20 protein-coding genes are annotated in these 22650 nt (G+C 41.4%); 8 read left to right on the top strand and 12 right to left on the bottom strand.

Annotated elements, in window-relative coordinates:
* Positions 1 to 303: 303 nt before the first annotated feature.
* The gene (locus tag QNH15_RS01520; RefSeq protein ID WP_283892039.1) at positions 304 to 2076 is read right to left on the bottom strand and encodes an AIPR family protein; all 1773 of its coding nucleotides are present in this window, start codon (positions 2074 to 2076) and stop codon (positions 304 to 306) included.
* Positions 2077 to 2721: 645 nt separating this feature from the next.
* Here QNH15_RS01520 and istA point away from each other — a divergent pair.
* Together istA and istB are read left to right on the top strand one after the other, a co-directional pair.
* Positions 2722 to 4266 carry an IS21 family transposase gene (istA, locus tag QNH15_RS01515; protein ID WP_283895387.1) on the top strand — a complete coding sequence of 515 codons (1545 nt, stop codon included), beginning with the start codon at positions 2722 to 2724 and terminating at the stop codon, positions 4264 to 4266.
* On the top strand, positions 4266 to 5030 hold the full coding sequence (istB, locus tag QNH15_RS01510; protein WP_283892038.1) for an IS21-like element IS643 family helper ATPase IstB: 765 nt from the start codon (positions 4266 to 4268) through the stop codon (positions 5028 to 5030). The genes istA and istB overlap by 1 nt, the downstream gene beginning before the upstream one ends.
* Positions 5031 to 5458: 428 nt before the next feature.
* On the opposite strand, the gene QNH15_RS01505 is transcribed toward istB, so the two are convergent.
* The 3 genes from QNH15_RS01505 to QNH15_RS01495 are packed head-to-tail and all read right to left on the bottom strand — an operon-like array spanning position 5459 to position 11375.
* A complete protein-coding gene (locus QNH15_RS01505) occupies positions 5459 to 8623 on the bottom strand; it encodes a type I restriction endonuclease subunit R (protein ID WP_283892036.1) in 3165 nt (1054 codons plus the stop codon).
* A 21-nt stretch (positions 8624 to 8644) separates the two neighbouring features.
* The gene (locus tag QNH15_RS01500) at positions 8645 to 9793 is read right to left on the bottom strand and encodes a restriction endonuclease subunit S (RefSeq protein ID WP_283892034.1); all 1149 of its coding nucleotides are present in this window, start codon (positions 9791 to 9793) and stop codon (positions 8645 to 8647) included.
* Positions 9783 to 11375, bottom strand: a complete 1593-nt coding sequence (locus QNH15_RS01495) for a type I restriction-modification system subunit M (RefSeq protein ID WP_283892032.1) — start codon at positions 11373 to 11375, stop codon at positions 9783 to 9785. The genes QNH15_RS01500 and QNH15_RS01495 overlap by 11 nt, the downstream gene beginning before the upstream one ends.
* Positions 11376 to 11821: 446 nt before the next feature.
* Here QNH15_RS01495 and QNH15_RS01490 point away from each other — a divergent pair, with 446 nt between their 5' ends.
* From QNH15_RS01490 to QNH15_RS01480, 3 genes are read left to right on the top strand one after another with little or no spacing between them, the layout of a single operon-like run.
* Positions 11822 to 11971 carry a hypothetical protein gene (locus tag QNH15_RS01490; RefSeq protein WP_283892030.1) on the top strand — a complete coding sequence of 50 codons (150 nt, stop codon included), beginning with the start codon at positions 11822 to 11824 and terminating at the stop codon, positions 11969 to 11971.
* Positions 11972 to 12013: 42 nt separating this feature from the next.
* Positions 12014 to 12190 (top strand): hypothetical protein, encoded by a 177-nt coding sequence (locus QNH15_RS01485; RefSeq protein ID WP_283892028.1) that lies wholly within the window; start codon positions 12014 to 12016, stop codon positions 12188 to 12190.
* Positions 12187 to 12831 carry a site-specific integrase gene (locus tag QNH15_RS01480; RefSeq protein ID WP_283892026.1) on the top strand — a complete coding sequence of 215 codons (645 nt, stop codon included), beginning with the start codon at positions 12187 to 12189 and terminating at the stop codon, positions 12829 to 12831. The genes QNH15_RS01485 and QNH15_RS01480 overlap by 4 nt, the downstream gene beginning before the upstream one ends.
* Before the next feature lie 180 nt (positions 12832 to 13011).
* Here the strand turns inward: QNH15_RS01480 and groL are convergent, their stop codons facing one another.
* Entirely contained in the window at positions 13012 to 14652 is a 1641-nt protein-coding gene (groL, locus tag QNH15_RS01475; protein ID WP_061975438.1) for a chaperonin GroEL, read from the bottom strand.
* Between the two features lie 72 nt (positions 14653 to 14724).
* Positions 14725 to 15009, bottom strand: coding sequence for a co-chaperone GroES (gene groES, locus QNH15_RS01470; RefSeq protein WP_053356067.1), 285 nt, complete (start codon positions 15007 to 15009; stop codon positions 14725 to 14727).
* 247 nt (positions 15010 to 15256) lie between these two features.
* Here groES and QNH15_RS01465 point away from each other — a divergent pair, with 247 nt between their 5' ends.
* Positions 15257 to 15970: a CPBP family intramembrane glutamic endopeptidase gene (locus QNH15_RS01465; RefSeq protein ID WP_061975435.1), complete on the top strand. Its 714-nt coding sequence runs from the start codon at positions 15257 to 15259 to the stop codon at positions 15968 to 15970.
* Positions 15970 to 16170 carry a DUF4305 domain-containing protein gene (locus QNH15_RS01460; protein WP_283892024.1) on the top strand — a complete coding sequence of 67 codons (201 nt, stop codon included), beginning with the start codon at positions 15970 to 15972 and terminating at the stop codon, positions 16168 to 16170. The genes QNH15_RS01465 and QNH15_RS01460 overlap by 1 nt, the downstream gene beginning before the upstream one ends.
* Positions 16171 to 16217: 47 nt before the next feature.
* Here QNH15_RS01460 and QNH15_RS01455 read toward each other — a convergent pair whose 3' ends face one another.
* From QNH15_RS01455 to moaC, 6 genes are all read right to left on the bottom strand, one after another.
* Positions 16218 to 17687 (bottom strand): protein adenylyltransferase SelO, encoded by a 1470-nt coding sequence (locus QNH15_RS01455; RefSeq protein WP_283892022.1) that lies wholly within the window; start codon positions 17685 to 17687, stop codon positions 16218 to 16220.
* Between the two features lie 131 nt (positions 17688 to 17818).
* Positions 17819 to 18103, bottom strand: a complete 285-nt coding sequence (locus QNH15_RS01450) for a hypothetical protein (protein WP_283892021.1) — start codon at positions 18101 to 18103, stop codon at positions 17819 to 17821.
* A 52-nt stretch (positions 18104 to 18155) separates the two neighbouring features.
* Complete coding sequence (tatC, locus tag QNH15_RS01445) at positions 18156 to 18926, bottom strand: twin-arginine translocase subunit TatC (protein WP_283892020.1); 771 nt, start codon at positions 18924 to 18926, stop codon at positions 18156 to 18158.
* Positions 18927 to 18943: 17 nt separating this feature from the next.
* Positions 18944 to 19132 (bottom strand): twin-arginine translocase TatA/TatE family subunit, encoded by a 189-nt coding sequence (locus QNH15_RS01440; protein ID WP_061975425.1) that lies wholly within the window; start codon positions 19130 to 19132, stop codon positions 18944 to 18946.
* A gap of 30 nt (positions 19133 to 19162) precedes the next feature.
* Positions 19163 to 19810, bottom strand: coding sequence for a redox-sensing transcriptional repressor Rex (locus QNH15_RS01435; protein ID WP_061975423.1), 648 nt, complete (start codon positions 19808 to 19810; stop codon positions 19163 to 19165).
* A 49-nt stretch (positions 19811 to 19859) separates the two neighbouring features.
* Positions 19860 to 20345 carry a cyclic pyranopterin monophosphate synthase MoaC gene (moaC, locus tag QNH15_RS01430; RefSeq protein WP_061975421.1) on the bottom strand — a complete coding sequence of 162 codons (486 nt, stop codon included), beginning with the start codon at positions 20343 to 20345 and terminating at the stop codon, positions 19860 to 19862.
* A gap of 233 nt (positions 20346 to 20578) precedes the next feature.
* On the opposite strand from moaC, the gene QNH15_RS01425 reads away from it, so the two are divergent.
* Positions 20579 to 22519: an ABC-F family ATP-binding cassette domain-containing protein gene (locus QNH15_RS01425; RefSeq protein ID WP_283892018.1), complete on the top strand. Its 1941-nt coding sequence runs from the start codon at positions 20579 to 20581 to the stop codon at positions 22517 to 22519.
* The last annotated feature ends 131 nt before the right edge of the window (positions 22520 to 22650 follow it).

Raw genomic sequence — 22650 nt, 5'->3', positions numbered from 1 at the left:
CCTGTAATATTTTTAACTAATGTAGAAGATAGTGCCGTTAAATCAGCATTATGCAGGCATCAAGTGTACTATCTTTAACCCTGATTTACTTGGTTTTATTGGACTTCGTTAGCAAAATGTTAGCATGTAGTTAGGAGTCAATGTTTTGCATTTAACTTAATGTCTTTTAAATAGAAGCGATGCAAATTTTGTTTGCATCGCTTTTAAATTTCCACATGCGTAGAGTGTATGTGGCAACACATAAATGAGTTAACTAAATTAAACTGTTCTTAAAGGACTGGCCTATTGCCAACATTAGTTTAACTACCCTTTGATTAAAGTTTTTCCCGTACTTAAGTAAACTTCAAGTTCTTTAAGGATTTCGTCAGTTAACGATTTAACTTTTGCTAAGCTAATTGCATTTTCAAACTCTTTTCGATCACTTAAACTGTTCAAGGTAGTTATTAATAAAGCAATTGCTTGATCCAAAATTTCTATATTAATATCTTCTGTTTTTATATTAGCTAAATCATCTGCAGAGAAATTACTTTTACATAATGTCATACCTACAGCAATAAACATTATATGAAAAGCAAAATGTTTCATTGAAGCACCATAAGTCTTATGAAGAGGATCATGGTCTTTATCATATTCTTTAATATAAGAATCAATATTCTTATAAACCATACAAGATTTTAAATAAGCTTCAATATTAGTGTCTTTATTAAATATTCTTTTATAGCTATCATCACTCTTCAATAAAGTAGTAGGATTTGATCTAGCTGCATGTGGCCTTTTAAATAATATAGTTTCTATATATTGAGCTGTTTTGGCTATTGTAAATATCTTATTACGTTCTTTGTTTAGGTTCTTATAATAGTTTTTTCTTCTATCATAATAATAGCCTTGGCTTAAAAAGTATTGCTCTATATCCCTTTGCAAGTCGTCAGTTGCTCTTAAATCTGCAGGTCTAACTTCAGTTTGACTATTAGTTGAAGAAATAACTTTATCAATATTTCTACTATCAGTCGTTTTAATAATTTTAATCAAGACTGTTCGACTCTCTTCTTCAGGATCGTTATCTCTAATATAGTCCGCAATACAAAAAGTTGTTTGTAACCCGTTAACAACCTGTGGATCTTTTAATTTCAGCTTGTTATTAGGTAAGGGTATTATTTCCGAGACTAGTATAGAAATACCATTATTAAGCCACCAAAATTCAATATCTTTATCATTTAATAAAGTTTCCGACATTTTTCTATTAACTGAAACACTCCCTTGATAGTGTCTAATATTACTTTCTAATATACTTTCTCTAATTCGTTTATCCTTAGATACAAATTCAAAATAATTCTTTAATTTAACTGTGGCTATATATCCAATACTTTCACCTTCACCTGAAGAAGCACTTATTTGTGAGTCATATTTTAAAATTAATTCATTTTCAATTCTATCAACAAATAAAGTTCTAAGTTCATTGGAACCTAGTATTTCAATACTAATATTGGGTATAGAAATCATTTCTTCAATAACAGTTCTTAAAGATTCTTGCTTATGCTTAACTCCCGGTGATACATTATTTGTATTTCCTTTACAAGCATACTTTATAAAAAGAGAAACATTGTTACTACGTATTAATACAGATTCGATTGCTTCTCTTAATAATATTATTTTTTCAACTAAGGATACATTGTAAACTTTCACAAGTTCTCGATCGTTTAAAGAAAAATTAAATATATCCCTAAAAGTTGGAATCAATTTTTCGAAAACTGATTCTTTAAAAGAGTTTTGTTCTTTGTTTTGAATGATATATATATGTAGGAATGTATTTGAATCAAATTCGCCTTTTAATTCCTCTAGCTCTTCCACTGAATTTATGAATTTATCATTAATAAATACGCTAAGTGAATCAATACCTCCATCTCCACCATTATCTACTAAGCTATTATCAATATCATCAAAATCAAAATCAATATCCTTATTTTTCAAAATTTGTGAAATAGTAAAATAATCGAATGCCATTTTATCTTTTTTTATTCCATTTTCACTTTTAAAATTAGAGATAGCTGCATTGAGCATTCTTTCATCGTTATTCATATTGCAGTCTCCTTTTGCCATTTGGACAATTTTAAAAACCAAATTAACTCTAATAAATTACATTTAAAAAAGAAAAGACCCTTCTCTGCAGTCTTAATTGTGAACTATCGGGGACAATCTCGTCCCGACCCAGTAACTAACTCCTACAGCCCAAAATGTTTCTAGTACTGATGAAGCAGCTAACCTTACAGAATAAACGAATTTCCCCATTCGCATCTCCCCCTTACAAGTAGGAATCAATAGATAACTTAAGCACCTAAAAATTGCTAAGATTGTTAGGGTTGTAAGAATTATTTCGAGGTCATGAGAAATCCCCCCCAGGGTTACCCCCGATAGCCCACAATATCACTGTCTTACAAAACTATTATACTATCAACATTACATTTTAATCCATATTTATATTAAAAAGGTAAGATACTTTAACACAGTTCATTTACTTTCGTCTGTTATTTTCGTTATTTTTCAGCAATTAATTCGCAAAAAAATAAAGATATTATTTACAATAATCCCTTTTGTAAACGCTAGAATAAAGTTGACACTTTTTGCTCGATAGGATTTTACACTTTTGCTCAATCAACCTACTGCTTTAGTAAAATAGATCGTGACGTTATTTTACTGGAGGGTAAGGTTTTGGAGGAGAAGTTAGTGTTATATATAAAGATTCAGGAATTACATAAGAGAAAGTTTAAAGTAGCGCAAATCGCTAAAGAGCTTAAGATCTCAAGACCGACTGTCTATAAGTATTTAGAAATGACATTCGATGAAGCGAGAGCCTATACTGAACAGCCTTTGGGAAAGAAGAAAAAACTAGATCACTATAAGGACTGGATACTTGCCTGGCTAGAAGAGTATCCCCACCTAAGCAGTGCTCAGATACATGATTGGCTATTAGAGAGATACCCCGACCTAGTGGTCGGTGGAAGTACTGTAAGAACATATGTGAGAGGTATTCGAGAAGTCTATCAGATTAATAAAAAGGTGATTGTCCGTCAATACGAAGCAGTTCCTGAACAACCCATGGGTAAACAACTACAGGTAGACTGGGGAGAAACAAAACAGAAAACAGTAAACAACAAAGAAATCAAACTGTACTTTATTGCCTTTGTGCTCGCTAGCTCCCGACATAAATATATGGAATGGCAAGCGCGCCCATTTACCACAAGAGATGCGATTCGTTGTCACGAAAATGCATTTCAATTCTATGGAGGGCGAACAGAAGAGATTGTCTATGATCAGGATCATTTAATCTCAGTGAGTGAAAATGCAGGACAACTGCTTTTAACAGCTGAATTTCAAAGCTATGTAAACGAGCGTAATTTCAAAATTCACCTGTGTAGAAGAGCTGACCCAGAATCTAAAGGTATGATTGAAAATGTCGTGAAATACGTAAAAGGCAATTTCGCTGACAGCCGTGTATTTAGTGATATAGAAGATTGGAATGAACGAGCAAGACAATGGCTTGAGCGGACTGGAAACCATCAGGTTCACCAGACAACAAAAAAAAGACCAGCAGAAGTGTTTCTCCTCGAAAAGCAACACTTACAGCCAGTCTCTTCGTTACTTTCATATGAAAGTACCAATAACCAAAGTATAACAAGAAGTATAAGCAAGGACAATACGATCCGGTATAAGTCTAACCGTTATTCCGTCCCTCTCGGGACTTATCAAACGATGAGTGAGAACCTTGTTTGGATTGAAGTGAAGGAAGAAGATCACAAGACCCTTGTCATACGTAGAGAAGCAAATGGTGAAGTGATTGCCGAGCATGTGATCAGCTCGGAAAAGGGAAAACTTATTCAAAACCGCCACCATACCCGAGATCGCTTTAAAGGCATTAAGGAGCTTAAGCAACGCCTCATGTCTCACTTTGAAGATCAGGTTCAGGCAGCTGCATATTTAGATGAAATTAGTCAAAGATACCCAAGGTATCATCGAGACCAGTTTTCGATTATCTATAAGGTAATCCAACAGTATCCAGCGTTAGTTGATTCTGTTTTGACCAAGTGCATGACAGAGAAGCTTTACAATGCGAATGATTTTCGTGATATCGCTCATCATCTTGATACATTACAAGGTGAACCGGCTGAAGAAGTACAATCCTTTTACACGAGATCGCCAAAACACTCTCATATCAAAGCCTCTACCCGTTCTCTCAATGCGTACACCAGCATTTTAGGAGGTAGAGCATAATGAACAAGACGGTACATGAATTACAAGATCAATTCCGTCAACTCCGTCTAGCAGAAACGGCGGAGGAGCTGCCGCAGCTTCTTCGTGAATCTGAAAAAGCATCATGGACCTACTTGGAATTTTTAGAGTCTATTACCCGATATGAATTAGCCAAACGTGAAGCGAAAAGCCTTGAGAAAAGAATGAAATGGGCACGCTTTCCTTTCGTGAAGTCATTAGATGAGTTTGAGCTAAAAGGACAAAACGTTCTGACTGCTCGCCAACTCTCTCAACTCCGGGAATTAAGCTGGCTCGAGCAACAATACAATTTGATCCTTCTCGGTCCCCCTGGCATTGGAAAAACGTATATCGCAATTGGACTTGGACTCGAGGCTGTTTATGGAGGGTTCAATGTTTATTTCGCCACAATGGGTGAACTTGTGCAGCTTCTAAAATCAGAAGAATACCTGAACAAATCTAAAGTTCAGCTTAAAAGACTTAGAAATGCCGACCTTGTGATCATTGATGATTTAATGTATATGGCTATGGATCAGAGAGAAGCGAACCTATTTTTTCATTTGATTAATCATTTGTACGAACGAAGTTCGATTATCTTGACATCAAACAAAAGTCCAGATGAATGGGGCAATTTAATAGGAGACCAAGGGATCACCACAGCTATTTTAGATCGTTTACTACATCGTGCGGAGGTCATCCATGGAGGCGAAGAAGAGGAAAGTCATCGGATGAAAAATCGGAAGAACATTTTTTCAGCAGAAGTGTAAAAAGGAAACGAGCAAAAAATGTAAAATTCAACTTGACGTCTACACCTTTCAATAATCTCATAAAATTTCCCTAGAATGAGATAATGTAATTCAAATATAAACTTTAAAAATTCAGTAACATTTTTTCTTGAATTTTTAAAGACATAAGAACAGCAGCATAATCGGTGCTCAGCTTTGCACTAAAAAGTTATATCGGTCGTGAATACCACTCCTCTATCCAAGCAGTTTTTATACTCCTTGAGGCAGGGGTGGGTATTATTCATAATTAATAACCCGCTATACCTAAAAGTGCATATTCGGCCATTTACTTTCTTCACATGTAAGGTGAACAACAATTAATTAGCCACTCTATATGAAATATACATTCAAATACTTCACAGACACAAACTAGGAGAGGATTATTGCTTACTATCCTCTCCTAACTCAATCTATCTCAACTCATCTTTCAATGGTACAATCACTTCATCTAAATTCTGTCTCCACTGCCGTTTCATTTCAGGTCCATATTTCAATGGCTTTGCATCTGGATGTACAGCTTTATACTTATCAAACTGTTTGCTATTGATAATTCCCCCGATATTCGGAATAGGATCTGTTCCTACTACATATTGAACTGCAGATGAATACAGCTCATCCTCTTTCACAAACCAAGTATCCGCGAAATTTCTAATGATGTGATTATAGGAATCGGTGAAGAAACGTCGTTTAATTGCAAGAATATCTTCCTTTGGATCTATTTCTTTGTTATCGATGCCATTTAAAATCGCACGGTACACGTCTTTAACCATTTCTGATTTTTCCATTTTGTGTAGTGCCTTTTCAATCTCGTCACGGATACCCTGATTATTCGCTGAGTATGTTTCAAGCAGTTGATCAATATAGGCTGAATCAATATCATAGAGCTTTATTGCATTATCCCCAAAGAATTCGATATCTGATAAATCCGGTACTATATCATCAGGTCCTGGTTCAGTATCATCCACAAGCGAGCCTTTAACCGTGTTGTAGATGCCGATATATTCTTCCAAGGTTTTTACTTGCTCTTGCAGCACTTTGGATTTTTCCATATCATCATTGTAATCATCATAGGTGACTAGCGCTTCATAGGAGTTATTTAGCTCTTGAAATGATTTTACAAACTCAATTCTGGCCTCAATCGGTGAGTGTTCATTAATATCTGTTGGGTTCGGCACCAAATTCTGTATTGTTTTATGAGCCTTCTTAAAACGTTTCTTTGATTCATCATAAGTTGGATAAACAAGGGGTGTTTCCTCTTGCGCATGAGAGTAGAGCTTAGTCGCATTTTTTACATTCTGCTCCATTGTTGCTGGCTTGCGGAATGTCACGATCAATCCTTTTGTTTTGCCTGGATAAGTGCGATTTGTTCTTGAAAAAGCTTGAATCAAGTTTGCATAGCTTAAATTACGATCCACAAATAGGGCCTGAATCGTCGGTGCATCAAATCCAGTCAATAAGCGGTCCACAACAATAACGAGATCGATTTGCCTTCCAAAGACTTTGAACTCGGCTTTTTTACGGGCTAAGCGGTTGTTGATATCTCCGTTATACCGTTCAATATCTTCTATTGACCAAGCGGTTTGGTAATAAGCGTTATAGTCCTTGATGATATCTTTCATTTCATCCTGTTTTTGCTTGGAATCTCCTTCGTTTTCCTGCATCGAGAAGGTGATGGCAACCCGAGGGAAGTCAGGATCATCAATGGTACGCCCTGTCCTGATCGGGTGATTGGCGAATTCTTCCGTTAACCATTCTGAATCCTTGGTCATTTTCTTGATTGCTTTATAGTACCGTTTCGCCATATCTATGGAACTTGTCGTTAAAATGGCTGATTTTTGAGGACGGCCATTTTGAAAATCGAATTTGGTATAGGCATTGTCTGGACGGAAAATCTTATGGAGCACTTTTTGTATATGTTCATCACTTTCATAAGAGGATGATTCAATGTATGTTTCTTTTTCAATCCCATCCATTTGGTCGATCATTTTGTTGATTTCATCATCAGATAGAGAAGCGTATTTTTCATTCTGACGCAGATGAGCAAAGATATAATTAACTAAGGAAGTTCGTTCTATTGTATCTTCATGCTCTACTTGAAAACCCAATACAGCTCCATCATCCAGCGCATTCTTAATCGTATAAGTGTGTAAAACTTCTCCATATTGGTCATGGGTTGTGCGAGCTAACCGGCCTTTGGCATGTTTCTTATTCACATCAAAGATCGGCGTTCCGGTAAACCCAAACCAAGTAGAGTTCGGAAAGAAACCTTTAATCACTTCCATCCCTTCCGCACTTAACGCCCGATGGCATTCATCTACCACAAAAACAATATGCTGCCCTATTAATTTCTTAAAACGTTGAGTGCCTTTTTGCTCTTCTTGTTTTTGCGAATAACGCAAGGCCGCCTCTAATTTTTGCCGAGTTGTGATAATCACTGTATTGGAATTGGCATCAGACAGCAAAGTTTCACTTAATTCCCTTGCGCTTCCTGTTCCCACAATCAAGCTGTTGGACTTGGCTTTGCCGGAAGAAATACCGGTGTTAAACTCAGAAGCAAATTTAGTGAATTCAGAGGTCGTTTGACTGTCTAGGTCTTTTCGGTCAATAAGCATGATTGTTCGATCCACGCCTGGCTTGCGAGCTAACAATTTCGTAGAAACAAAACTTGTCAATGTCTTCCCTGATCCCGTCGCATGCCAGACATATCCTGATTTATGCTTCATGGCAGCTGAAAATAAGGCTACAATCGCATGAATTTGATACGGATGCAGTACCATTAATGCTTTATTATCCTGGTCCTCACTGACGATCATATAGTTGGCCATCAGGCGATGTGCATCTGGAATGTTTAGAACCTGTTTTACAAACTCATAGAGATTTTCCACTTTTCGATTGTCTTTTGTCCGCCAGCTAAAAACAAATTTCTTATGCATGTCTTTAGGCATGGCGTTGGCAAAATAGCGAGTCGTCTGTTCGTTGGAGATTACAAACAGCTGGAGAGTGGAGAAGATATTATTCCTGAACATTCCTTCTTCGGAATATTTCTTGATTTGATTAAAAGCCTGGAACACGCCGTCTTTGGCACTGACTTGCTTCAACTCAATCTGAACAATGGGCAGTCCATTGATTAAGAGGGTCACATCAAATCGGCGATTTCGGCCGTCGTCGTTTACCTTCTTTTTCGCAATCTGATGTACGACTTCATACGTAGAAATTCCACCGCCGACGTCCTGGTTAGAATATAGAACCAACGATATGGAGCCAAGAGACACATCTTCGCGTTCGATCGTTATCCGAACAATCCCATTCTCCCCTTTTAGCCATCTAGCAGCATCGAAGGGGGTTTGTGTCCTAGATAGCAGTTCAGTTTTGATTGCATCAAATTCTTTATTGGTAATTGGGTGTTCTCCAATCTCCGATAAGTTATTTTGCGTGATTATTTTACGTAAGTTTTGCCATAGATCTTCTTCTGATTTTAAATCAGGACGATAATTCCATTGATTATGACCTTCCCCTAGCACCTCAATTAATCGATGTTCAACAGCAAGTTCATCATTATATGCAATCTTAGTCACGTTTCCCCCTCCTTTCTATACTTAGACAAACATTTTTTGTAGGAATGCTTTTTTTGTTTCTTTCAAGGCTTCTAATTCACGGTGATGAAGATCAATTGCGTCATCCATTTTCTTGAAGAACGCACCAATTTTTTTTTGTTCTGCAAGAGCAGGCAACTGAATTTCCATACCCGTTAAAGTGCTCAAAACAATATACGGCATACTTCCAACATTTTTCCCTTCAAACACTCTTCGTTTTAAGTTCATTTCAAGGTAATATTTAATATAAAATATATCGTTGTCACAAAACTTATCTAGGACATAAGTTCTTTGGTAAGCATTAAACTTCCCATTATAATAATGAATATAACCAACATTGCCGTTCCCTGAAATCAAAAGTGCTTCCGTATCAAATGCATAATTATCAATAAAGTAAAATTCTTTTGCACAGGTATAAAACCGAAATTGCCCATTATGAACCATCGCATTCGCATCTAATTTCCCTGTAGTGATATTACTGATTTCACCAAGTCTTTGTTTTTCCCACTTTGGAAAATCACTACCACCATCCTTAAACCGAATCTCTTGTGAAAATATTTTCTGCAAGAATCCATGTTTTATTTGTTTGAAAGTGTTTAGTTCTTGCTGATAAAGAGCGATAGTGTTGTCGAGGCGGGTGAAGAAAGCTGTAATTGTCTCCTGCTCTGGCACAGAAGGTATGTGACATAAAACATTAACAAACGATTTCCAATATAGTCTTTTTCTAAAATCCGTAACTCCATAAGAAAGATTATTCATCTGGGCTATCATTTCGTCTCGGTGTAAACAATAATCCATAAATAAAGGGTGAATCTCTAAACTGGGATTAGCAGTAATATATGCAGGACTTACCATACCTTCTGACTTTACTACTCCAAATGCCCCTTGCCACGCACGCATCATATTAAGAACAAGATCACCAAAATAAACATGTTTATACAGTGACTTGTCCTCGCTTCTATTAACTGTTTTTCCTAAGTTATTACTATCTAATTCTTCGTCTGAAACACCATGATGGATGGAAACGGAAAGGATCTGTAATGATTGGTGTCCTCGTTCTTTCCTCTCTGTGTATATCTCTCCCAATCTTCGCTCTTTCCATTCCCCGGTAAACCCTGCAAATCGAACTTCTGGTGTTTTACTATTTTTCACGTTTAAACACCTCTAATGCACCCTTTATCCAATCTGCATCTTTTTCATCATATTGTAATGATGAAATCATGTTGAAAAGATCCGATTCTAGTGCTGCTCTTTCTGTACGGATGTCTTTGATAGATGAGCCTATTGCAGCAATATCCACAGCTTCTTCTTCTTCAAACGTATCGACGTATCTAGGAATATTCAAATTGAACTCATTTTCTTTGATTTCATCAAATGAAGCAAGATGACTAAATTTCTCAACACTTTCTCTATTTCTATACGTTTCAACAATCTTATCTATATTTTCTTTGGAAAGTTTATTTTGGTTCTTCCCTTTAATAAATTCTTTACTTGCATCAATAAATAGAACATCTCTAGTGGCACGATTTTTCTTTAGGATGATCACTGTTGTTGGAATCGATGCTCCAAAGAAGAGGTTTGCTGGCATACCAATCACAGCATCAATACTGCCATCTTCCAGTAATTTTTTACGAATTATCCCTTCTGCTGCTCCACGAAATAAGACCCCATGTGGCAAAACAATTGCCATAGTGCCGGTATCTTTTAGATGATAGAATCCGTGTAAAAGAAAAGCAAAATCTGCTTTTGATTTTGGCGCTAACTTTCCATAGCGATTGAAACGAGAGTCATCTAAAAAAGTATCATCCGCAGACCACTTTGCTGAATAAGGAGGATTCATTAGGACCGAATCAAAAGTGTAAGGTTCATCTGTCGGCCAATCTTTATTCAATGTATCCCCATTGTGTAGCCGCATATCTTCTTTACCAACGCCATGCAAGATAAGATTCATTTTCGCCAAATTAAAGGTCGTTGTATTGAGTTCCTGTCCGTGATATTTTACGCTATCTGGATGATTGATATAGTTTCGGATATTCAACATTAAAGATCCTGAGCCCATGGTTGGGTCATATACACTGAACAATTTTTTGTCTTCCTGGCCGATCGCTGCGATACGAGCCATCATGTCAGATACTTCATGAGGTGTGTAGAATTCTCCAGCTTTCTTGCCAGCTTCAGAGGCAAATTGGCTGATCAAGTACTCATAGGCATCTCCAATTACGTCGCCCTCATGGCCTATTACATTGATATCATTCAGTTTCTTCAATACTTCTGTAATCGTAATATTCCGCTGTTGGTCGTCTGAACCTAATTTTTTTGATTTTAAATCTACATCATCAAACAATCCATTGAATTGGCCATATTTTGTGGACAAATCGATGAAGGCTTTATTCAAATCATTCAATTGGAACGTATTCTGTTTGGCTTGATTGGCTAATGTATTAAATAAGTACTCTGGTTCAATATCGTAATCCAATATATCTACTAATGTTTCAAGGAGATCATTTTTTATATCTTCATCTGCTAATAAATCTTTATACAGCTGAGTTTGTTTTTCTTGTGTGTTGTATTCTTCCAGTGACTCGTCCGCAATTTCTACAACTTTTTCTAGTAATCTATCAGATAAATACTTATAAAAAATTAATCCCAACAAATAATTTTTATATTCCGAAGCATCCATTTTGCTTCGTAAGTTGTCCGCTGCACTGAATAATTTTGAGTGTAAGTTTGTCATGTTGTGTTCCTCTCTCTTTCTAAAAAATAGCTTCTAGAATTCTTTTGTTTATATAATAGTTTCCTGAAAAAATTATATGTAAAGGTCTCCTGCACAACTCCAATGGATAACTTATATTAAAAATATACCACTTTAGTGAATATAAGTCTTTTATCAGAACTGTCCTTTCAAAAAAATCCCCTTGACATTTCCCTTGTAATGGTTATGTTTCCTCTGCAGGTAGATGAACTACCGAAAAAATTAATGGAGGAACATACACCATGAGAACACTTTTTCATAAGCCAAACAAGAAGATTAGCAATAATACCGCTGTTGCCATCACTCGTTTAAGAAAGAGAGGGATTGTTTCATGAAGAAAAACATCCAAGCTATATCCACTTCTGGAACCATTTCTCCCTTTATCCTCAACAGTTTCCTAGAATACCAGCAGCAAAGGAAAAAGCGCTATGCAAAACCTCAAAAATAAACCTCAATTTCCTGGAGAAGAAAGAGGTATTATTCGCGTTTATATCCACCGGGGTACCGAAAAAGAGTCCGCACAGCTAAACTTTCATTTCTTTGATGAAATCAGCGCAAGCGAAGAAAAGAGTATATAAACCATCACCTCCCGTCAAAGATGAGTAACGGGAGGTGAAAATATGAGGAAACGTATACGGTTAAAATCCAATGATGAGGCAAACGATGCAACAAAAGTTTGGATGCAGCATTTAATTCAGCGGCTCATCATGGAACAAATGGACATGCCCCTTCAACTTCAAGCCAAAATTATTCACGGAACCACTAAATTAAAAAACAAGGAGATTAGAAGAAAGTGACGATAGAGAAAAAACATGTATTCTTCCGCCGCGTAAGTACTGCCGGCCAGGAGCTGACGCTGCAACAGGAAGCAGATCTTCGCTACCGGGAGGCACTTACAGAAAACCAAATATTAATCATTGACGAAACATCTGCTCAAAAAGGTTTAGATTTAGATTATCTAATCTTTCTTACCCTTTCATACACAGGGATGCGTGCTGGTGAGCTAGTGGCTCTAAAATGGAAAGACATCGACTTCGACGAACACACCATCAGTATCACAAAAACGTATTACAATCCGACGAACAACACTCTGGAATATCAATTAGTGACCAGAAAATCTAAAAGGACCATTGTAGTAGATAAAGAAGTCATTGCTGCCCTCAAGAAGCACATGCTAGTACAGAAAAAAGTTCAGGAACACTTTGGTGAAGCATATCTCGACGAAGGATTCATTTTTGCCAAAAAAGAAAAACAACCTGGCTATCCTATTTTCGTCAAGACCGTAGAAAACAGAATGGCTCGGCTGCTAAAGTTGGCTGGCTTAAATTCAGAACTCACTCCTCACTCTTTACGCCATGCACATACGTCATTGTTAGCAGAAGCAAAGGTAGGCTTGGAGGAGCTTGGAGGAGATTATGGATCGGTTAGGACACTGTGATGATGCCACAACGAAAAACGTTTATCTCCACGTAACAAAAGAAATGAAAAAAGAGGCATCTCACAAGTTTGCACAACTCATGAGAAACCTCTAATTTTAGGAGAGAAATGTTAGCAAGATGTTAGCATTCCACTCCACACTTTCATCAAACCCTCATGTATCAAGGGGTTTGGGCAATGATTACATCATGCCGCCCATTCCGCCCATGCCCATGCCGCCCATGTCAGGCATGCCTGCGCCGCCAGCGTTTTCTTCTGGCTTGTCAGCGATAACAGCTTCTGTTGTTAGGAACATAGCTGATACGGATGCTGCGTTTTGAAGTGCAGAACGAGTTACTTTAGTTGGGTCAACGATACCCGCTTCGAACATGTTTACCCATTCGCCAGTTGCCGCGTTGAAACCAATGCCGATTTCTTCGTTTTTCAAGCGCTCAACCACAACAGATCCTTCAAGACCAGCGTTGTGTGCGATTTGACGAATTGGCTCTTCAAGTGCACGAAGTACAAGTTTCACACCAGTTTTTTCGTCTCCAGCTGCTTCAAGAGAAGAAAGGGCACGAACCACGTTTACGAGTGCAGTACCACCACCGGATACGATTCCTTCTTCTACTGCTGCACGCGTAGAGTTAAGGGCATCTTCAATGCGAAGCTTACGCTCTTTAAGCTCAGTTTCAGTAGCTGCACCAACTTTGATGACCGCTACGCCGCCAGCAAGCTTAGCAAGACGCTCTTGAAGCTTTTCTTTATCGAACTCGGAAGTTGTTTCTTCCAATTGAGCACGGATTTGAGTTACGCGGCCTGCGATTTTGTCAGACTCGCCAGCACCTTCAACGATGGTTGTGTTTTCTTTTGTAACAACCACTTTAGAAGCTGTTCCAAGCTGTCCAATGTTTGCCGTCTTAAGGTCAAGACCTAGTTCTTCAGTGATGACTTCACCGCCAGTAAGGATCGCGATGTCTTCAAGCATAGCTTTACGACGGTCACCGAATCCTGGAGCTTTAACAGCTACAGCGTTGAATGTTCCGCGAAGTTTGTTTACTACTAATGTAGCAAGAGCTTCACCTTCAACATCTTCAGCTACGAGAAGCAATGGCTTGCCTTGCTGAACCACTTGCTCAAGGACAGGAAGGATTTCCTGGATGTTCGTAATTTTCTTGTCAGTGATCAGGATGTAAGGATTCTCAAGAACCGCTTCCATCTTGTCAGAGTTGGTTACCATGTATGGAGATGCATATCCACGGTCGAACTGCATACCTTCAACCACTTCAAGCTCAGTTGTGAATCCTTTGGATTCTTCGATCGTGATAACGCCGTCGTTACCTACGCGCTCCATAGCTTCAGCAATCAATTGGCCAACTTCATCGTCAGCAGCAGAGATTGCAGCAACTTGAGCGATGGACTCTTTGCCTTCGATCGGCTTGGAGATCTTTTGAAGCTCTTGAACCGCAACTGCAGTTGCTTTTTCGATTCCTTTGCGAAGAACCATTGGGTTTGCACCGGAAGTTACGTTTTTCAATCCTTCACGGATCATTGCTTGAGCAAGAACAGTCGCTGTTGTAGTTCCGTCACCGGCAACATCGTTTGTTTTGCTTGCTACTTCAGCAACAAGCTTTGCACCCATGTTTTCGAATGCATCTTCAAGCTCGATTTCTTTCGCGATCGTTACACCGTCGTTCGTAATAAGAGGTGAACCGAACTTTTTCTCAAGAACGACGTTGCGTCCTTTTGGTCCAAGCGTTACTTTAACTGCGTTTGCAAGTGCGTCCACACCGCGAAGCATTGCGCGGCGAGCGTCTTCACTGAACTTAATGTCTTTAGCCATGAGTTAAACCCTCCTATAAATAGTTGAATTTTTAAAAGCTACCTATGTAGCTGTTCTGTTGTTATGCCGGTATTAGCCGATTACAGCCAATACGTCTGTTTCGCGAAGGATAAGGTACTCTTTACCTTGATACTTCACTTCAGTTCCTGCATATTTTGAAAAGATGATAGAATCTCCTTCAGAGACTTCCAGCGCTACGCGTTCTCCTTGCTCAGTTACGCGGCCTGTTCCTACTGCAACGACTTTGCCTTCTTGCGGCTTTTCCTTTGCAGAGTCTGGTAAAACGATCCCGCTTGCAGTCTTTTCTTCACCTTCTACAAGCTCAATCACAATACGGTCACCTAGTGGCTTTAACAAGTGAAACACCCTCCTCAAAATATTAGAAAGTTTAATATTATTAGCACTCTGATTTACTGAGTGCTAACTCCATTTCCTATATTAAATAATTTTTTTCCACTTTGCAAGCATGACCTTAAAAATTCTCGAAAATTTTCTGAAAGGGGTATCATGCCATGTTTTCAAGCAATCTATGTTAGAATAAAGAGATACATGGGCATGCTGAAAACATGACCCAACTGAACTTGATTAAAGGAGAAATTCTACATTGACGAAGCGCTATTTATGGATCGTACTGACTTATATCCTGATGCAGCTTTCGGGCTACGTCGGCTACCCGATCTTAAACTCGCTGAACGTTCCGCGGGAACACTGGGCCGGCCTTTGGGGAACCATCAGCTTTCTCGTTGCCCTCGTAATTGTGCTCTTGCTGCTCATTCCTGACATGAAAGACCCGGCGCTTCGGGGCGGCCGCGTTTCAGGGGCATCAGCAGTCGGGTGGGCCATCGGAGGGATTTTCCTCGCCTACGGCGCACAGATTGTTGCCGGCATCATTGAAATCAATGTGTTTGGCATCAAGCAGGGATCAGAGAACACCGAGATGCTTGTCAAGATTGCCAAGGCCACTCCCTACTTTATGATCGTAACGTCCATTGCTGGACCGATTTTGGAAGAAATTATTTTCCGTAAGATTATTTTTGGCAGTCTGTATAGACGGTTTAACTTTGTGATTGCTGCTATCATTAGCTCCCTAATTTTCGCAGCCGTTCACTTCGACTTTACCCACCTGCTCGTTTATACAGCCATGGGCTTTGTCTTTGCTTTTTTGTATGTAAAAACAAAACGGTTGCTTGTTCCCATTGTCGCCCATGTCTCCATGAATACACTCGTGATGCTTGTGCAGGTGATATTCGCTGACAAGATCAATGACTTACAGGATAAGGCCGAGAAAATGCAGATGATTATTGGGGGACTTTTCTAATGAGAACATCACCATTTTTTATGAGCGGGTTATACACGGTTATGGGTGTCCTATTCACCTGGCTCGCCATCCACTATTCGACGGAATACGGCGTCACCGGAATCTGGACACTCATTACCATGCTCGTGGCCACATTTGATTTCGCCAACGCGATCAAATACTACCGGCTGCACCGTCACATAAAAAAATACAAGAAGTAAAAAGAAATCCGGCTGGACGTTCATTTCTCAGCCGGATTTTTTTATCTTCATGTTCCGCAAAACGTTTGGTAACTCATGGCCTCGGATGGAGGCGGCGGTGCACTGTATTCCTCCTGCTCTTTCGAATAAGCATACGGATCTTTCAGTACAGATACTAATTTCTCCATTACACTCAGATTTCCTTCTTCTGCCGCTTTAAGCGCCTCTTCCACCCTATGATTTCGTGGAATGATGGCAGGGTTGTGCTTGCACATCAGGTCTTTCGATTCTTTTTGGGATTCCGGCTGCCTTTTACGCCGCTCCTGCCAGCGCTTCTCCCATTCCTGAAAGTCCTGGTACACAAACAGAGAGAACTTTCGGTCATCAAGAGTAAGGGCGCGGAATGTGTTCGTATAATCCGCCTTCTCTTTGTGCATGATTTTCAGCAGATCGAGAATCAAAGCTTCATCCGCTTCCTCTTCATTAAACAAACCAAGCTTGCACCTCATCCCCTTCACCCAAGCGGTATTAAACGCGAGAGGATATTCCGAAAGCACGTCCTGTGCCAGCTGAATCGCCTTCTCCGGGTTGTCGTGGAACAACGGCAAAAGAGCTTCCGCAAAGCGGGTAATGTTCCAACCGGCGATCGGCGGCTGATTGCCGTACGCGTAGCGGCCCTGCACATCGATTGAACTGAAGACGGTTGCCGGATTATACGTATCCATAAACGCGCATGGGCCGTAATCAATCGTCTCCCCGCTGATCGTCATGTTATCGGTATTCATCACCCCGTGTATAAATCCGATCATCTGCCATTTGGCGATGAGTGCCGCCTGGCGCTTCTGCACTTCACGAAGCAGAGACACATACGGATTTTTATCTTTTTTGATTTCCGGATAGTGCCGTTCAATCGCATAATCGGCCAGCGCTTTCAAATCTTCCTTTTCGGCAAAATTCGCACCGTATTCGAACGTTCCTACCCGAAGATGAGATGCTGCTACGCGGGTCATAATCGCTCCGGTCAATTGGCTTTCACGGTAAATCGGCTCTCCCGTCGTAACAACCGCCAAACTGCGGGTCGTCGGGATGCCAAGCCCGTGCATCGCTTCCGAAATGATATATTCACGAAGCATCGGCCCAAGCGCGGCCCGTCCATCGCCTCCCCGGGAGTAGGGCGTCCGTCCGGAACCCTTCAGCTGGATATCATATCGCTTCCCGTCTGGCGTCATTTGTTCTCCGATCAGGAGAGCCCGTCCGTCCCCAAGCATCGTAAAATTCCCAAACTGATGCCCGGCATAAGCTTGAGCCAGCGGCACTGATCCTTCTGGAACCTCATTTCCGGCAAATACCTCAACCCCTTCCTCGCCCTCAAGCACCTTGACGTTTAAACCGAGAGACTCCGCCAGCGAGTGGTTCAAAACAACCATCTCAGGTGAATCCACCGGTTTTACCTTGATGATGGAGAAAAATGCTTTCGGCAATTCAGCGTAAGTATTTTCCAACTTCCACCCGACTGCATTTACTTTTTCTTGTGTCATCCTATCTCCTTCTCTTCTTCTGGTTTATTTTTCATTATTCGTAAATTCGCTCTGGGTGTCCATAAATAAGGGTTATTTTCTAAGTATTCCCTTTTCGGCCATGATCGACACGTTCACTTCTCTATCCTATTTTACAGCGAGGAGTTTTGGGTTGGTAAAATGCCCCCATGCGGTTGATTGAAGTGCAAGGTGCGAGACTCCTCGAAAATGAACATCACATTTTCTTCGTGCGATGGATCGCTGCCGAGGCGTTCCTTGTCCAGTGGGAAAAGCGGGACAGATGAGACCAAGGAGGCGCTCGCGCCGTTACCGCATGAGCTTGCGACGAGAAAGTAGGCGTTTACGCCGGTAAAGTAGGCGTTTACGCCGGTAAGGCTCAGCGCCCGCCCACGGAAAGCGAGCAGCCTGAAACGCAAATCAACTACCCTCAAAGGCACCAATGATCACCAAAATAAAAAAACACATCCCTTAATCGAGATGTGTTTCCTTCAGCTCCAAATCAAGTCTGGCTTCTTCTTCCGCTCTCAGCCGCTTCTTGTAGGCATTGGCTGAGATCATGATGCTGATTTCGTACAGAATGATCAGTGGAACGGTAATGGTTAAATGTGAAATCAATTCAGGCGGGCTGATGATCCCGGCAATAACAAGAATGCCGAAATACGAAAACTTCCTGATCTTCCTCAGGAACTGTGGGGTGATCAGACCGAGCCTCGTCAGGAACATGATGAGGACCGGGAACTGAAACAGCAGCCCGAATGGCAGGATAAGCCCAAATAAAAAAGAAAAGTATTCGTTGATCCCGTACTCCCCTTCGACGTTCAGGGAATCGGCAATGTTCGCCATGAAGTGAACCACCATCGGGAAAAGAATGAAATAGGCAAAAGACAGGCCGGCCGCGAACAATAGGAACGAAATAGGAATGTACGAGAGCGTGACCTTTCTTTCATTCTCAAATAGACCCGGGCTAATGAAGGCCCAGATTTGGTAGAGCCCTACCGGAAGTGTGAGCAGAAGTGCAATGATAAATGAAAAATCAAAATACACTTTCAGCGGGTCCGTTAGATTGAAGGCGTTCATTTGAATGTCTTGTGCCACAGGATCACTTTGCAAGTATACAATGACGGGTTTGGCAAAAAAGAGACCTACAACCATAAAGATAAAAAAGAAAGCCGCCGTGATGATGATGCGGTTTCTTAATTCTCCCAGATGATCATAGACCGACATGTTTTTTTCTGTCATGATGTTCATCCTAACTGCTACTTCTGTTCGTGCGTTTTAGAAGACTCTTTCTCTTTCTTATCATCATCGTCCATGAGCCCTTGTGTGGCATTCTTGAACTCTCTTAGCGTTCTTCCTGCTGCACGTCCGAGTTCCGGAAGCTTTTTCGGTCCAAACATGACTAATGCTGCCGCTGCAATCACAATTGCACTGCCTGTTCCAATCATCCCAGTTCCTCCTTCAAGTAATTTGAACTTCTATATTTCATCTGACGGATAATGCTTCATAAAATAAATCAATGACTGTAATTCCACAGCCAGGTCAATATGGTGCACCCTGATTTCAGGAGGCAAGGTCAGGCGCGCCGGCGTGAAGTTTAACAGGCCTTTAATCCCCGCGTCAGCCAGCTTGTCCGCCGTATGCTGTGCAACACCGACCGGTACGGTCAAAATGGCCACCTCCACATCACTTTCCCGGAGCTCATCGACCATATTGTCGATCGAATGAACCGGAACTCCCGCTACTTCCTTACCAACCTTGTCCGGATCCACGTCAAATGCGACCTGGATGACCGTATTGTTGTTTTTAATAAAGTTATAGTGAAGGAAAGCGGTGCCTAAATTTCCGACGCCAATCAAGGCAACCTTCGTCACTTCGTCCTGATTAAGCGTTTTCCGGAAAAAGGATAACAGGTAGTTTACATTATAGCCATATCCCTTTTTTCCAAGTGCGCCAAAATAGGAGAAATCCCTTCGGATGGTTGCTGAATCTACTTTTACTGCTTCGCTGAGCTCTGCCGAGGATACACGCTGCTTTCCGGAAATGGAAAGGTTCTTTAAAAAGCGGTAATACAGCGGCAGTCTCTTCGCGGTTGCTTGCGGTATCTTTATCTGTTCTTGAGTCATTTTGTAGCCTCCACAATTCAGAAAGCTTATCTATAGTTTATCATATTTTTTACTTGGAACGTTGAAAATCCCCGTTTTTTCCCCCGGTTTTACTCTGAAGATAAGTCGGTCCAATGACCATTCCTTTATCAACCGCCTTGCACATATCATAAACGGTCAGCGCAGCAGCACTTGCCGCCGTCAAGGCTTCCATTTCAACCCCGGTATTGCCCTTTGTTTTCACCGCTGCTTCAATATGCAGCCGGTATCCCTCGTCCTCTTTTTCCCACTGAAAGGAAATATCCACACCCGTAAGAGCGAGCGGATGGCACATCGGAATCCAGTCGGAGGTTTTTTTGGCCGCCATGATGCCGGCCACCTGTGCCACAGCGAGCACATCTCCTTTTTTGAAGGAACCTTCGGTGATCTTTGTGTAAATTTCCGGATTCACAAAAATGGAGCTGTGGGCCACAGCGGTGCGGACCGTCACATCCTTGTCCGAAATATCCACCATTTTTGCTCGTCCCTGTTCGTTAAAATGCGTAAAAGATCCCATATCCTACTCCTTCTTCCTAAAATATACACGATCTTACTATAGAATGGCAGTTGCTTCTTCTCTCAATATATAACAATATGTTGAACATTGATTAGTTGCCCGGCTTTGCTTTTGTAGGCTACACTAAGAGTAGACAGATTACAGCAAAACAGACGTAACCCCGTGCATTTTTTGTCGTTTGCACCCCGTCTGTTTCCTGATGTTTTGTTGACAGGAATTTGAGGTGACGTACAGTGATTATTTTGCAAGTGAATGACTTAACAAAATCGTTTGGGGCTGACCCTATTTTATCGAATATTAAGCTCGAAGTCCAAACACGCGACAGAATCGCGCTTGTTGGAAGAAACGGAGCGGGCAAATCCACGCTGTTGAAGATCATAACGGGCGACCTGTCCTATGACTCCGGACAGCTCATTATGCCAAAAGGCGTCAAGGTGGGCTATCTCGCACAGGACACGGGCCTTGAATCAAGCCTCTCCATCTGGGACGAGATGCTGAGTGTGTTTGAACCGCTTCGTAAAATGGAAAGACAGCTGCGCAGCATGGAAAGCCGCATGGGCGACTCTGCGCTGATTGAAGACGAAAACAGCTATAACAAGCTGTTAAAAGAATACGACGAGCTGCAAATTACGTTTAAGGAAGCAGGCGGCTATCAGTACGAAGCGGAAATCCGCACTGTACTCCACGGGTTTCAGTTCGCAGACTTTGACCCTGCAACACCTGTCGCAACCTTAAGCGGCGGACAGAAAACACGGCTGGCCCTGGCCAAGCTGCTCCTGACCAAGCCGGACCTTTTGATCCTTGATGAGCCGACCAACCATCTGGACATCGAGACGCTTTCCTGGCTGGAGCAATACCTGCAGTCCTATCCGGGCGCCATTCTGCTCGTATCCCATGACCGTTATTTCCTGGACAAAATCGTAACGACGGTCTATGAAATTACCCGGCATCGCTCCTTCAAATACAAAGGAAACTACACGCAGTTTCTGGAGCAGAAGGCCGAGCGGCTCGCGCTCGACATGAAGGCGTACGAAAAGCAGCAGGACGAAATTGCCAAGCTGCAGGACTTTGTCCAGAAAAACCTGGTCCGTGCCTCCACCACCAAACGTGCGCAGAGCCGAAGAAAACAGCTCGAGCGTATGGAAGTGATGGACAAGCCGCTCGGTGATGAGAAGTCGGCTTCCTTCATGTTTGATATTGAGCGGCAGAGCGGGAATGACGTGCTGAAGCTTGAACATGTGGCCACCGGCTATGAGGACGGGGTGCCGCTCATTACGAACATCAATTACGATGTATCCCGTCAGGATGCGGTAGCGCTTGTCGGGCCGAACGGTATCGGCAAGTCCACCCTGCTGAAGGCCGTTTTAAAACAGCTGCCACTCCTTGACGGCACCATCCGGTACGGAGCCAATGTGAAGATTGGCCATTACGAGCAGGAGCAGGCCAACCTGAACTCCAGGAAAACCCTGCTGAACGAGCTGTGGGATGAATATCCGGACAAAACGGAAAAAGAGATTCGCACCGTTCTCGGAAACTTCCTGTTCAGCGGTGACGATGTACTAAAGCTTGTCAACGAGCTGAGCGGCGGCCAAAAAGCACGGCTCGCTCTCGCTAAGCTGATGATGCAAAAAGCGAATCTGCTTCTTCTGGACGAGCCGACGAACCACCTGGACCTCGACAGTAAGGAAGTCCTCGAGCAGGCATTGATCAATTATCCGGGAACGATCGTCTTTGTTTCCCATGACCGTTACTTTATCAACAGGATCGCAACAAAGGTCGCCGAACTGTCGCGCACCCAAATCACAAACTATCTCGGTGACTACGATTATTATGTGGATAAGAAAACAGAAACGAGAGAACGGGAAGAATACCTGAAAAAAAGCCAGGAACCCTCTGCCCCTTCCGCCAAAAAAGATGAACCACCCATCGGCAGCTACCGTCAGGATAAAGCGGCGAAACGGGAAGACCGGAAGCGCCTAAGAAGGATTGAAGAAATTGAAGGCCTTCTTGAAACCCTTGAAGCACGCCAGGCCGAGCATGAAGAAGCCTTGTGCGATCCTGAGATCTTTCAGGACTATGAAAAAACCCAGGTGCACAATGAGCAGATCGAGGCACTGAGCGCCGAGATGGAACAGCTGATGGAAGAATGGGAACAACTTCAGGAAGAGAATTAAAACAATGGCCCCGTGCCATTGTTTTATTTTTTAAACAATTCACAGTATCCACATACTTATACACATAAAAACAGGAGAAAAATCCTCAATTCACACACTTATGCACATTATCCACAGGTCGATCGATAGTT

Origin of the sequence: Fictibacillus enclensis (assembly GCF_030123385.1) — a bacterium.
Taxonomy (GTDB): domain Bacteria; phylum Bacillota; class Bacilli; order Bacillales; family Fictibacillaceae; genus Fictibacillus_C; species Fictibacillus_C enclensis.
This window is presented reverse-complemented; position numbering and strand designations above follow the sequence as displayed.